This window comes from Thermobacillus xylanilyticus, assembly GCF_907165215.1.
GTDB classification, from domain to species: Bacteria; Bacillota; Bacilli; order Paenibacillales; family Paenibacillaceae; genus Thermobacillus; species Thermobacillus xylanilyticus.
This window is the reverse complement of record NZ_CAJRAY010000022.1, coordinates 1-12856: the sequence shown is the minus strand read 5'-3', so window position 1 is coordinate 12856 and position 12856 is coordinate 1. Positions and strand designations below refer to the sequence as shown.

The window sequence follows — 12856 nt, the reverse complement described above, 5'->3', positions numbered from 1 at the left end:
CGCGCCGGACGCATGTTGCCGCAGCCCTCCCACCGCCGCACGCAAGGCGCGCGCGGACGCCGGAAACCGGATAATTATATCTTTTCCACCTGAGTATAATCGAGCTCAAGCGGGGTTTCCCTTCCGAACATATTGACGTGGACTTTCAGCTTGTTCTTGTCGAACAAGATTTCCTCCACCGTGCCGATGAAATCGGTGAAAGGCCCGTATTTGACGCGGACGGTGTCCTTCAGCTCGAATTCCATCTTCGGTTTCGGCTCTTCCATGCCCATATGTCTCAGGATCTGATCGACTTCTTCCGGCATGAGCGGCGTAGGCTTCGATCCCGATCCGGTCGATCCGACGAACCCCGTCACGCCCGGCGTGTTGCGGACGACATACCAGGAATCGTCGGTCTGAATCATCTCGACGAGGACATAGCCCGGATACACCTTGCGCTGAACGGTTTTCTTCTTCCCGTCCTTGGTGACCACTTCTTCCTCGGTCGGGACGAGCACGCGGAAGATTTTGTCCTGCATGCCCATCGATTCGACCCGCTTCTCGAGATTCGTTTTTACCTTGTTCTCATACCCGGAGTACGTATGGACAACATACCATCGTTTCTCCATAATCAAGGCCACCTTCGGATTCGTTCATCAAACGATCAGTTCGAGCAGCTCGGAGATGATGATGTCCAGTACCCAGAAGTAGATCGTCACGAAAATGATCGCCACGAACACGACGATCGAGTAGCTTGTCAGCTCCTTGCGGTTGGGCCAGCGGACTTTCTTCAATTCGTTCCAGCTGTCGGAGAAAAAGGAGATCGTCGAACCGAAGCCCTGTTTCATTCTCGCCAGGAAGGTCACGTCAATACCTCCAGTGCCTTATCTCGTCTCGCGGTGAGGCGTGTGCTCGTTGCAGAACTTGCAGAACTTCCTCATCTCGATGCGGTCGGGGGTCGTCCGCTTGTTCTTGGTCGTCGTATAGTTCCGTTGTTTGCAATTCGTGCAAGCCAGCGTAATGATCACCCGCATGTGTAGTACACCTCCCGAACATGAAAATGCCGTGTGCAGCATTCCGGCGAACCGCCGGGATCAGTTGCCCGGGCGACACGGTCTGCCGTCCCGTGTACGGCAAGGCCGGTCACAGGATAAAGCGCAAAAAAAATAAACCGTTCGCAATATATGGGGCTACCTAACCCACTTTAGCATAACGGATGTCCCGTGTCAACGCACAATGTGCGGGTGCTTTCCGCAGCGAGCCGCGCCAATGTTTCCCGTTTCAACCATTCTGGACAAAAAAGCCCTCCGCCATACCCTTCCTTCGACCGGTGCCCGCAGCGCCGCACATCCGTGCTATGCATTCCACCTCATCGGCTTGATCGCGATCACGGATGAATTTGGGTGCATTTTTGCACTACAATGGGCGGTACCGGTGTATGGGGTGCGAATCTGGTGCATTATTGCACCATAATTCGGACCCACACCTCGGAATGCGGTAAATCTGGTGCATTTTTGCACTACATTGGGCGATTCCGGCGCTTGGCCCGCAAATCTGGTGCATTTTTGCACGATATCGGGTCCAAATCCGTCGGAGCATCGAAATCCGCATCCGGAAGCCGCCGGGCATCCGACGGCTCCGGCCGCTTTCGCCATTGACGCGCGTTTTCCAGTGTTAGCGCTTCCGAATCACCTGGCGGCCGCCTGCGACCGCGATACCCTTAACCGCCGATATTCCGGATTTCCAGGTAGCGCTCGAGCTTGCGCTTGACGCGCTGCAGCGCGTTGTCGATCGACTTTACGTGCCGGTCCAGATCGACCGCAATCTCCTGGTAGGACCGGCCGTCCAGATAGAGCATGAGCACCTGGCGCTCGAGATCGCTCAGAATCTCGGCCATCTTGTCCTCCAGCCCGACGAACTCTTCCTGGTTGATGATCAGTTCTTCGGGATCGGATACGCGCGATCCGCTCAGAACATCCATCAGCGTCCGGTCGGAATCCTCGTCGTAGATGGGCTTGTCCAGCGAAATGTAGGAGTTCAGCGGGATATGTTTCTGCCGGGTGGCCGTCTTGATGGCGGTGATGATCTGCCGCGTGATGCACAACTCGGCGAACGCCTTGAACGACGCGAGCTTGTCGCCCTTGAAGTCGCGGATCGACTTGTAGAGGCCGATCATGCCTTCCTGGACGATGTCTTCGCGGTCCGCGCCGATCAGGAAATACGACCTGGCCTTGGCCCGGACAAAATTCTTGTATTTGTTGATCAGGTACTCCAGCGCATCGCTGTCGCCTTCGCGCACCGCCTCGACAATGTCTTCGTCCGATCTCGATTCATATTCACGCATACGCGCTGCTTTGAGGTCGACGCCCACGAACTATCCCTCCGGCCTGCAAGACGTGTACGCATCCGAGCCCGCTCGAAGCGGCGCAATAATAGATTCAGTATAAAGGATGATCTTTTGGAGCGTCAACAAGGGCGGGCCGGCATTTATTGTAACCAATGGGATCATGCCGGAAACGGACGCCGCGCCATTCCCTGCCGCCGCTGCCGGGCTTTGGAATGCGCGTTCTCGTCAGGAAGGCCTTCCGGCGATGCCGTGCAGGAGAATGTCCACCGTCCGCTCGATCTCTTCTTCCTCGTCGAACGGAAAATCCGGCGCCAGGAAGACGTGGAACACGATCATGCCGACGAACTGGCTGACGGTCGACCGGATGACGCGCCACGGCGGTATCTCCTTCAGCGCGCCCTGCGCCTGAAAATGCTTGACGGCCTTCTCGACCCGCGTGACGACGATATGGGTGAACAGCTCCTTGACCTGCGCGAGCAGCTCCGGCTGAAACGGCACCTCGTGGACCAGAATCTTGATCAGTTTCATGTTCTTGCGGGCGAATTCCAGCCGGTCCCGCAAGATCGCGCGCAAGAAATCTTCGACCCGGTCGTACGGAAGTTCCAGCAGCCTGGCGAAATCGCGCATGAGGAACGGCGCGAACAGCTTGGCCGCGACCGGACCGGCGATCGACAGCAGAAGGTCTTTCTTTGTCTTGTAATGACGGAAGATCGTCCCTTCCGCGACGCCGGCCCGCTGCGCGATCTCGCTTGTGGAAGCGGCGGCGAACCCCTTCTCCGAGAACACCTCCACGGCCGCCTCGATGATCCGGATCTGCTTCTCGGTTTTCTTCCCGTCATCGTCTTCGAGCCGGCGGAGCAAGTCGACCAGCCATTGTTCCTTCTCGTCTGTCATGGCGGCTCTCTTCTCGCTCCCCTCGAAAATCGTCTGCCACCTCAGGTTACTATATTTTCCGATGCTTGCGCAATGCGAGCACGTTGGCCGCCATGAAGACGAGCGCAAGCCCGAGCAGGATGAAGACCTCGCGCGCGATGGCGCTCCAGCCTTCGCCGCGGATCATGACGTCCCTGAGCGCGTCCGCGCCGTATTTCAGCGGCGTCACATGCGACAGCCAGCGGAGCCACGGGGAGATGTTCTCCAGATCGAACAGGCCGGAGAAGAACACCTGCGGCACGATGACGAGCGGAATGAACTGGATCATCTGGAACTCCGTGTCGGCGAACGCGGACAGGAATGTGCCGAGGCTCAGCGCGGTCAGCGACAGAAGCAGCATGATCAGGAGCACGTACCCGAACGATCCGACCATGAGGCTCCCGAGCGCGCCGACGGCGTAGCCCGCAATCAGCACCGCCTGCAGGCTCGTGAAAAGGCCGAAGCCCGCCGTATAGCCGGCCACGATCTCCCAGCGGCGCAGCGGCGTGGCGAGCAGACGCTCCAGCGTGCCGCTGATCCGCTCCCGCAGGAAGGATACGCCCGCGATCAGAAAAACGAAGAAAAACGCGAACAAGCCGATCAATACGGGGCTGAGGCTGTCGAAGGCCGACATGTCCGGTCCGCCGTGCAGATATTCAAAGGCAGGCAAGGTGACGGCGACCGCCCGGCTCTGCAAGACGGCGAGATCCTGCATGGCCGCCTGTATCACCGCCATGGCGGCGCGGTTCTTCGACGGATCGCTGCCCTCCAGCTTCACCCGGGGCGCGCCGGCATCCATCCGGACGATCGCGTCGATCTCCCGGCCGGCGAGCGCTTGCTCGGCGTCCTCCGCGCTGCCGTACACCGTCACTTCGGCATGGTGTTCGACGAGATGCTGCGTGATCGGGTCCGGCACCTGGACGGCGCCGATTTTCGGCTGATACGTATCGCCGTCGAAAACCAGGTAGATCAGCGACAGCACGACCAGGGGGACGATGATCAAGAGCGCCAGCGTCCGCTTGTCATGGATGAACTGGCGGATGATCCGGACGATCAGGGCGCGGACTCTCATGCGCGGACACCCCCGTAATGGAGAAATGCTTCCTCGATGGATGCAGCTCCCGACGCAGCCTTGAGCTCCTCCGGCGTGCCCTCGGCGATCAGACGGCCGCCGCGGAGCATGCCGAGCCGGTGGCATTTCCCGGCTTCGTCCATGACATGCGTCGTGACGATCACCGTCGTGCCCCGCCGGCTCAGGGACTCAAGCTCGTCCCAGATCGACTTGCGCAGCACGGGATCGATGCCGACGGTCGGCTCGTCGAGGATGAGCACCTCCGGCTCGTGCAGCAGCGCGATGGCCAGCGACAAGCGGCGCTTCATGCCGCCCGAGTACGCGCTGACGGGGCGGTTCAGGTGCGCGGTCAGGTCCACCAGTTCCATCGCTTCCCGCATGCGCGTCTTCAGCCTGCCGCCGCGCAGGCCGTACAGCGATCCGAAGAACGCGAGGTTCTCCCGGGCGGTCAGCTCCGCATACAATGCATCGGATTGCGCCATGTATCCGATCCGGCTCAACATTTGCAGCTTCGGCATGCGGATGCCGAGCACGTCGATCTCGCCGCCGGTCGCCTTGTCGATGCCGGCCAGCATCTTGACCAGGGTTGTCTTGCCCGAGCCGGAAGGACCGAGCAAGCCGAAAATCTCGCCGGAGCGGACCGTCAGCGTAATGCCGTGAAGCACTTCCTTGTCGCCAAACTTGCGGGTGACGCCGCGGACCGAGATGCACGCGGCCTGTTCGCGGGACATGGCAACCCCTCCCGTTACAAGAGTGAGTAATCACTCACTATTCCTTGAATCCAGTATAAACCTGGCTTCCTCTGTCAGTCAAGTGAGTACTCACTCATTTTTGGGGTTAAAAAAAGCCGGACCGGCGGCAGAATTTACGCTTTGTCCGCATCGTCCGAATCGATGCCGCCGCGCCGCATCCGCTCCAACTTGGTGCGGATGTCCAGATCCAGCAGGCTGTCCAGCGGATTGCGCTTTACCGGCGGCGTCCGGCGGAGGGCGTCGCCGATGAATTTGCGGTTCTGCTCGATCTCGATCAGCAATTCGCGGGCCGAAATGCGCAGCGCGCCCTTGCCGAAAGCGACATGCTGCTCCACGAGGTCGGAGGTTGCGACATAGATGTGCCGCCCCCGTCCCGACAGTTCGCCGACGAGCCGTTCGATGCATTCGTCCGCGGTCTCGTTTTCCTTCGTATAGATGACGGTCAGCTTCTGCTGCTTGTAAGTCCGGCCGAGACCGGGCACCTGGTGCGCGTCAAAAATGACGTACACCCGCGTGCCGGAGTAACCCTGATATTCGGCGAGCAGATCCAGCAGCCGGTCGCGCGCTTCCTCGAAGTCGCGTTCCTTCAGCCTTTCCAGTTCGGGCCATGCGCCGATCATGTTGTAGCCGTCGACCAGGAGCACGACTTCCCGACCCGCGGACATGTCAGCCGTCCCGCTCCGGAGACAGACCGCTGCCTCCGGCTGCTTCCAGCGCGGCGGTCCGCTGTCGGACGGCTTCATACAGCAGGACGCCCGCGGCGACGGAGGCGTTCAGTGAATTGATCCTGCCGAACATCGGCAGTTTGACGAGAAAATCGCATTTGTCCCGGATGAGCCGGCCGATGCCGCGGCCTTCACTGCCGATCACAATGGCCAGCGGCAGCGTCAGGTCCGCGCGGTAGACGTCGTCCCGCGCGCCCGCGTCGGCGCCGGCGATCCAGAGGCCGCGCTCCTTCAGCCGGTCGATCGTCTGCGCCAGGTTCGTAACCCGGGCGACGGGCACGAACTCGGCCGCGCCGGCCGACGCCTTGTACACGGCGGCCGTAAGGCCCGCCGAGCGCCGCTTCGGAATGACGACGCCGTGCGCGCCCGCGCATTCGGCCGTGCGCAGAATGGAACCGAGGTTGTGCGGATCCTCGATCTCGTCCAGCAGCAGAAGGAGCGGCGGCTCCCCCTTCGCCTCGGCCGCTTCGAGCAGCTCGTCCAGCTCCGCGTAGCGGTGGGCCGCCGCCTGCGCGGCGACGCCCTGGTGGGCGATCCCCTGCGCGAGCTGATCGAGCCGGCGCCGGTCCACCGTCTGGATCACGATGCCGCGCCGGCGCGCTTCCGCCTCGATCGGCTGGATCAGCGCGCGCTGGACGCCTTCGGCGATCCAGATTTTGTGGATCTCCCGGCCGGCCTTGAGCGCCTCCAGCACCGGATGCCTGCCGGCGATGATTTCATCTTGATGCTTGCTGTCTTCCCGACCGGTCATCGGTCATCCTCCTTGCGATGAACTGCGGCATCCGCGCCCGCGGACGGCTCGCCCAATTCCGTCAGGCGCAAGAGCTCCGCCATGCGGTCGAACTTTCCCGCATAATACAGCCAGCCGAACAGGCACTCCAGCGCCGTCGCATGCCGGTAATCGCGGATGTCCGCGCCCTTGGGCGGCGCGCCGGACTTCGCGTTGCGTCCCCGGCGGACGATCTCGGCTTCTTCCTCCGTCAAGTGCGGCTGCAGTATCTCGAGCAGCGCGCGCTGCGCCTTCGCGGAGACGAACCGGACGGCGCCGCGGTGCAGCTCATCCGGCTTGTGATTCGGCCTGGCCGCCAGATGCTGGCGCACCAGCAATTCGAACACGGCGTCGCCGACGTAGGCGAGCACCACGGGATTCATGAGATTCAGCGGCTTGGCCGGCGGCGTAACCGGCCATTCTCCGGATTTCGTCCGATCGTTCATTTGCGGCGCCAGCGCACGCCTTGCGGCGTGTCCTCGAGCACGATGCCCCGCTCCGCCAGCAGATCGCGGATCTCGTCCGCGCGCGCCCAATTCTTGTTCCGGCGCGCTTCCGTCCGCTCCGCGATCAGCCGCTCGATCTCTTTGTCTCCCAGCTGCGCGGCGTCCGCCGGCGGCAGGAAGCCGAGCACGCGGTCGATCGCCTCCAGCTCATCGAGCAGCACCCGGATGACGGCGCCCGACAGCACTTCCCGCTTGAGCGCCTGGTTCGCCTCGCTGACCAGGTCGAACAGCGCGGTCACCGCGTCCGGCGTGTTGAAATCGTCGCTCATCTTCTCATGGAAACGGGCGCGGATCTCCGCGATCCGCCGATCGAGCTCCGGCTCGCCGGTCGATCCGGACGCGCGCGCCTGCTCCGCTTCGACGGCGCCGCGGCTGCCGAGGGCGGCCAGCCGGTGGTTCAAATTCACATGGCAGTTCACGATCCGCTCGATGCTGTTCTCGGCCTGGCGGATCGTCTCGTCGGTGAAGTTGAGCGGGCTCCGGTAGTGCGTCGACAGCATGAAATAGCGCACCGCCGCCGGCTTCGTCCGCTTGAGCAGTTCCTTCACCGTGATGCCGTTGCCGAGCGACTTCGACATCTTCTCATTGTTGATGTGGATGTAGCCGTTGTGCATCCAGTACCGCGCCAGCGGCTTGCCGGTGAGCGACTCCGATTGCGCGACTTCGCACTCGTGATGCGGGAACTGCAGGTCGTGGCCGCCGCCGTGGATATCGAGCGTATCGCCCGCATACTCCCGCGCCATCGCCGAGCATTCGATGTGCCAGCCCGGCCGGCCCGGTCCCCACGGGCTCTCCCAGAAAATCTCTCCCGGCTTCGCCGCCTTCCACAGCGCGAAATCCTGCGGATTCTCCTTCTTCTCGCCGACCTCGATCCGGATGCCGTACTGCAGCTCCTCCGGATTCTGGTGCGAGAGCTTGCCGTATTCCGGGAATTTCAGCGTCCGGAAATAGACGTCGCCGCCGCTTTCATACGCATATCCGCGTTCGACAAGCCCCTGGATGAACGCAATGATCTGGGGAATATGGTGCATGACGCGCGGGTTTACCGTCGCCTTCCGCACGCCGAGCGCCTCGATGTCCTCATTGAACGCCGCGATGTACTTCTCCGCCACCTCCGGCACCGTCGAGCCGGTCTCCGCGGACTTGCGGATCAGCTTGTCGTCCACGTCCGTGAAGTTCATGATATAGTTCACATCGTAGCCGACCGCTTCCAGATACCGCCGCACCACGTCAAAAAAGATCACCGGCCGCGCGTTGCCGATATGGATGTAGTCGTAGACGGTCGGTCCGCATACGTACATGTTTACTTTGCCCGGCGTCAGCGGGACGAACACTTCTTTCTCCCGCGACATCGTGTTATAGATTCTGATTTGGCCTTCTGCCATGTCACGCGTCTCCTCCGGTCGTGATCTTGAGCTTGTGCAAGTCGGCCTCGTCCCGCTCCGGCGCGGTTTCCGCGGCCTGCGCCCGCGCCTGACGGTCTGCCGCTTCCCGCTTCAACGTTTCCAGCTCTCCCCGAAGCTCCTCGATCTCCCGCTGCATGCTGCGGAACATCTCCATGATCGGGTCCGGAATTTTCGTATGGTCAAGCCGGTCGACCCGGCGGCCGTTGCTCCGGACGATTCGTCCGGGTATGCCGACGACCGTGCTGTTCGGCGGCACTTCCCGCACGACGACGGAGTTCGCGCCGATGTTCGAGTTGTCGCCGACCTTGAACGAGCCGAGCACTTTCGCCCCCGAGCCGATGACGACGTTGTTGCCGATCGTCGGATGGCGCTTGCCTTTCTCCTTGCCCGTGCCGCCGAGCGTGACGCCTTGATAGATGACCACGTCGTCGCCGATCTCGCACGTTTCGCCGATGACGACGCCCATCCCGTGGTCGATGAACAGCCGGTTGCCGATTTTCGCGCCGGGGTGGATTTCGATTCCGGTCATGAACCGGCTGAACTGCGAGATGATGCGCGCAAGCGTGTAGAACTTCCGCTTGTACAGCGCATGCGCCATCCGGTGGAACCAGATGGCATGCAGTCCGGAATATGTGAAGACGACTTCGAACCAGCTGCGCGCCGCGGGATCGTTATCGAATACCGCCTGAATGTCCGACCTCAGCCGACGAAACATCCTTCCCACCCCCTGAAAAACGACTTCGCATACACCGTCCGTTCCGTCCATCGCGCCCGGCGCCCCGCCGGTCTCCCACGCCAAAAAGCCTCTGCAGCCGAAGCTGCAGAGGCACGGTCGATGCGGTTCCACTCTGCCTGGGAACCCCTCTCCTCCGTTCGCTTGAAGCGAACGGTCCGGAGACACGGTCGGTTCCCGTCTCTTGCCGCGTGTAACGGCGCGACCCGCCGCCGCCTACTGCCGCCGGCATTTGAGGGCCGCGGGTTCGGGGCGAAGCTCCCAGGCGCATGTTCGGTTCCGCGGAATGGACAACTTCCAGCCGGCAGGCGCGGGCTTTCAGCCGCTCGCATGCCGGTTGTCCTCTCTGCGATTCCTGCCGGAACGTACTTCTCCTGTTCAACGCTTGTCGTCTGTATCGCTTGTCTGATCGCTCCCGCCGTGACGGGAGCCCGTCTGTCTGTAGTATAGCGTGCGGTGCGCAATCTTGCAATCCGCCGGGTTGGCCGTCATTCCGCCGGCCGCGCAGTGCAAAAATGCACTATATTTCGCCGCTTTTTCGGGAATTGGGCGAATGTAGTGCATTTTTGCACTATATGAGGCCTGTCCGGCAATCGGAGTTTGGAATAAAGTGCATTTTTGCACCAAATGAAATCTTCCCGGCAATTGGGGCTGAAATAAGGTGCATTTTTGCACTATGTCGGACGAACGGCCAGCGCCGCATCGGACCTGAACCGTCAGCCGGCCCGAAACTCTCAACCCGGAACGTCAACCCAGCCGCTTCTGCAGGCGCTGCACCGCTTTCTCCCGGCCGAGCAGCACGATCGTCTCGTTCAGGTCCGAACCGTGCGTCTGGCCCGTCAAGGCCGCGCGGATCGGCATGAACAGCTGCTTGCCCTTGAAGCCCGTCGCCTGCTGCACACCCTTGATCAGCGCCTTGACGCCCTCCGCCGTCCATTCGCCGTCCGCGGAACGGAGCGCATCCAGGAACGCGCGCAGCACCGTCGGCACATGCTCCTCGCGCAGCACCTCGGCCGCCTCCGGCTCGTCCGCGAGGTCATCGCGGAAGAACACCTCGGCGAGCGGCACGATATCCGCCGCGCTGCGCAGCTTCTCCTGGACGAGCGCCACGAGCCGCTTCGTCCACTCCAGCTGCGCCTGATCCGGCTCCGCCGGCAGGAAACCCGCCGCCTGCAGATGCGGCACGCAGAGCGCCGCGATCCGGTCCGCGTCGGCCCGCTTGATGTAGTCGTTGTTCATCCACGCCAGCTTCTGCGTGTCGAACACGGCCGGGCTCTTGCTGAGCCGCGCCGGCGTGAAGATCTTCGTCAGCTCTTCCCGGGTGAAGATCTCCTGCTCGCCCTCCGGCGACCAGCCGAGCAGCGCGATGAAGTTGAACAGCGCTTCCGGCAGATAGCCGAGCTTGTCGTATTGCTCAATGAATTGGATGATCGACTCGTCGCGCTTGCTCAGCTTCTTCCGCTGCTCGTTCACGATCAGCGTCATATGGCCGAACACCGGCGGCTCCCAGCCGAACGCTTCATAGATCATGAGCTGGCGCGGCGTGTTCGAGATGTGATCCTCGCCGCGCAGCACATGGCTGATCTTCATCCCGTGGTCGTCGGCGACAACCGCGAAGTTGTAGGTCGGGATGCCGTCTTTTTTCACGATGACGAAATCGCCGAAGCCTTCGGACTCGAACGAAATCTCGCCCTTCACCATATCGTTCCAGGCGTACGTTTTCCCTTCCGGCACCCGGAAACGGACGCTCGCCTCGCGGCCTTCCGCTTCCAGAGCCGCGCGCTCCGCGTCGGTCAGGTGCCGGCATCTGCCGGAATAGCGCGGCGTCTCGCCGCGGGCCGCCTGCTCTTCGCGCTCCCGCTCCAGCTCTTCCTCCGTGCAGTAGCACTTGTAGGCGAGACCGCGCTTCATCAGGTCGTCCGTCAGCTCCCGGTAGTAGTCCAGCCGCTCCGTCTGCCGGTACGGACCGTACGGCCCGCCGACATCGGGGCCTTCATCCCAATCGACGCCGAGCCAGCGCAAATATTGCAGCTGGTTCTGCTCGCCGCCTTCGACGTTGCGTTTCGTGTCGGTGTCTTCGATCCGGATGATGAATTTTCCGCCCGCGCTGCGCGCGAACAGATAGTTGAACAGCGCCGTTCTCGCGTTGCCGATGTGCAGATGCCCCGTCGGCGACGGCGCATAACGGACGCGCACTTCGCTTGTCATGCCCGGCATCCCCTTTCCGCTGTCAGTCATGATCAAATTCGGGGCTGCATCGCCCCTCTAAGCCTGCTTCACCAGACATACGGCCGCCTGTGCCGCCATGCCCTCTTCCCGGCCCGTGAAACCGAGCCGCTCCGTCGTCGTCGCCTTCACATTCACCTGCGACGGCTCGTCCGCTTCCAGCACGCGCGCGATGGTCTGCGCCATCTGCGGAATGTAAGGCGCCATCTTCGGCCGCTGCGCGATGATCGTCGCATCGACGTTGCCGAGCCTGTAGCCCCGCTCCTTCGCGAGCGACCATACGTGCTCGAGCAGCTTCACGCTGTCGGCGTCCTTGTACGCCGGATCGGTGTCGGGAAAATGTTTCCCGATATCCCCGAGTCCCAGCGCGCCGAGCACCGCGTCCGCAATCGCATGCAGCAGCACGTCGGCGTCCGAATGGCCGAGCAGCCCGCGCTCGTGGGGAATCGTCACTCCGCCGACAATGAGCGGCCGTCCTTCCGCGAACGCATGCACGTCAAAACCTTGTCCGACCCGGATCATGTTGCCCGCTCCTTTGGTGTTGCCGCCGTCTCCCGCGTCCGGAGGCGCGCCGGCCGCCCCCGGCCGGCCGATCCGCAGCAGCCATTCCGCTGCCGTCAAATCTTCCGGCGTCGTAATCTTCACGTTCGAATATTCGCCTTCCGCAACGGCGACCGGATGGCCGTACCGCTCGACGACGCCCGCGTCGTCGGTCGCGGCGAACCCTTCGCGAGCCGCCCGCTCGTGACAGGCGAGCAGCAGCTCCCGCCGGAACGCCTGCGGCGTCTGCACCGCCCGCAGCGTGCGGCGGTCCGGCGTCGCCGCGATCCGGCCGGCCTCGTCCACGACCTTGATCGTGTCCTTCACCGGCACGGCGAGCACCGCGGCGCCCGCCGCTTCAGCCTGCGCCATGCAGCGCCTGACCGCCTCGGGCGTCACGAGCGGCCGGACCGCGTCGTGCACGAGCACCCATTCGCCCGTCGCCGCGGCGAGCCCGCGGTGCACCGACTGCTGCCGCTCCGCGCCGCCGGCGACGATCCGCCGCACCTTGCGCAGGCCGTGCGCCGCGCACAGCGCCTCGCAGCGCCCGATCTCGTCCGCGCCGGTCACCAGCACGATCTCGCCGATCTCCGGCATCGCCTCGAACCGTTCCAGCGCATGCAGCAGAATCGGCTTGCCGGCGAGCGCGAGATATTGTTTCGGCTCGGCCGTTCCCATGCGCGAGCCGCGTCCCGCCGCGACGACGACAGCGCTCCAGGCCGGCGGGGAAGCGGCCGAGTCTTCTTTTCGCTCCAACATGCGGCAATCCCGCCTTCTCGCATCCAGCGTATCTTCCCTATCATACAACAGCGCTGTCGGCGGTTCAACGCCGCGCAATCACTCAGGTAAAATGTTACCGAAGGGGGATCGGATCACTCACGTCGAAATG

14 protein-coding genes and 1 pseudogene are annotated in these 12856 nt (G+C 62.8%); all 15 read right to left on the bottom strand.

Features of this window, described 5'->3' with window-relative positions; all coding sequences use genetic code 11:
- Positions 1 to 74: 74 nt before the first annotated feature.
- On the bottom strand, positions 75 to 608 hold the full coding sequence (gene nusG, locus KJQ12_RS04605; protein WP_015253273.1) for a transcription termination/antitermination protein NusG: 534 nt from the start codon (positions 606 to 608) through the stop codon (positions 75 to 77).
- Between the two features lie 27 nt (positions 609 to 635).
- Positions 636 to 845: a preprotein translocase subunit SecE gene (gene secE, locus KJQ12_RS04600; protein ID WP_213483696.1), complete on the bottom strand. Its 210-nt coding sequence runs from the start codon at positions 843 to 845 to the stop codon at positions 636 to 638.
- A gap of 18 nt (positions 846 to 863) precedes the next feature.
- A complete protein-coding gene (gene rpmG / locus KJQ12_RS04595; RefSeq protein WP_213483695.1) occupies positions 864 to 1013 on the bottom strand; it encodes a 50S ribosomal protein L33 in 150 nt (49 codons plus the stop codon).
- Positions 1014 to 1699: 686 nt separating this feature from the next.
- On the bottom strand, positions 1700 to 2350 hold the full coding sequence (gene sigH, locus KJQ12_RS04590; protein ID WP_425315960.1) for an RNA polymerase sporulation sigma factor SigH: 651 nt from the start codon (positions 2348 to 2350) through the stop codon (positions 1700 to 1702).
- Positions 2351 to 2551: 201 nt separating this feature from the next.
- Positions 2552 to 3220: a TetR/AcrR family transcriptional regulator gene (locus KJQ12_RS04585; protein ID WP_213483694.1), complete on the bottom strand. Its 669-nt coding sequence runs from the start codon at positions 3218 to 3220 to the stop codon at positions 2552 to 2554.
- A gap of 49 nt (positions 3221 to 3269) precedes the next feature.
- Positions 3270 to 4310 (bottom strand): ABC transporter permease, encoded by a 1041-nt coding sequence (locus KJQ12_RS04580; protein WP_213483693.1) that lies wholly within the window; start codon positions 4308 to 4310, stop codon positions 3270 to 3272.
- Positions 4307 to 5041 (bottom strand): ABC transporter ATP-binding protein, encoded by a 735-nt coding sequence (locus KJQ12_RS04575; protein WP_213483692.1) that lies wholly within the window; start codon positions 5039 to 5041, stop codon positions 4307 to 4309. The genes KJQ12_RS04580 and KJQ12_RS04575 overlap by 4 nt, the downstream gene beginning before the upstream one ends.
- Positions 5042 to 5175: 134 nt before the next feature.
- Complete coding sequence (locus KJQ12_RS04570; protein ID WP_015253264.1) at positions 5176 to 5727, bottom strand: NYN domain-containing protein; 552 nt, start codon at positions 5725 to 5727, stop codon at positions 5176 to 5178.
- A 1-nt stretch (position 5728) separates the two neighbouring features.
- Positions 5729 to 6538 carry a 23S rRNA (guanosine(2251)-2'-O)-methyltransferase RlmB gene (gene rlmB, locus KJQ12_RS04565; RefSeq protein WP_213483691.1) on the bottom strand — a complete coding sequence of 270 codons (810 nt, stop codon included), beginning with the start codon at positions 6536 to 6538 and terminating at the stop codon, positions 5729 to 5731.
- Positions 6535 to 7002, bottom strand: coding sequence for a Mini-ribonuclease 3 (locus KJQ12_RS04560; protein ID WP_213483690.1), 468 nt, complete (start codon positions 7000 to 7002; stop codon positions 6535 to 6537). Before KJQ12_RS04560 ends, rlmB begins: the two co-directional genes overlap by 4 nt.
- The gene (gene cysS, locus KJQ12_RS04555) at positions 6999 to 8447 is read right to left on the bottom strand and encodes a cysteine--tRNA ligase (protein ID WP_213483689.1); all 1449 of its coding nucleotides are present in this window, start codon (positions 8445 to 8447) and stop codon (positions 6999 to 7001) included. The genes KJQ12_RS04560 and cysS overlap by 4 nt, the downstream gene beginning before the upstream one ends.
- Position 8448: 1 nt before the next feature.
- Positions 8449 to 9183: a serine O-acetyltransferase gene (gene cysE / locus KJQ12_RS04550; protein ID WP_244860422.1), complete on the bottom strand. Its 735-nt coding sequence runs from the start codon at positions 9181 to 9183 to the stop codon at positions 8449 to 8451.
- Positions 9184 to 9948: 765 nt separating this feature from the next.
- On the bottom strand, positions 9949 to 11409 hold the full coding sequence (gene gltX, locus KJQ12_RS04545; RefSeq protein WP_213483688.1) for a glutamate--tRNA ligase: 1461 nt from the start codon (positions 11407 to 11409) through the stop codon (positions 9949 to 9951).
- 57 nt (positions 11410 to 11466) lie between these two features.
- Positions 11467 to 11949, bottom strand: coding sequence for a 2-C-methyl-D-erythritol 2,4-cyclodiphosphate synthase (gene ispF / locus KJQ12_RS19525; protein ID WP_244860423.1), 483 nt, complete (start codon positions 11947 to 11949; stop codon positions 11467 to 11469).
- Positions 11950 to 12033: 84 nt separating this feature from the next.
- A pseudogene (gene ispD / locus KJQ12_RS19520) lies at positions 12034 to 12726 on the bottom strand (2-C-methyl-D-erythritol 4-phosphate cytidylyltransferase); the annotation flags it as partial.
- Positions 12727 to 12856: the final 130 nt, after the last annotated feature.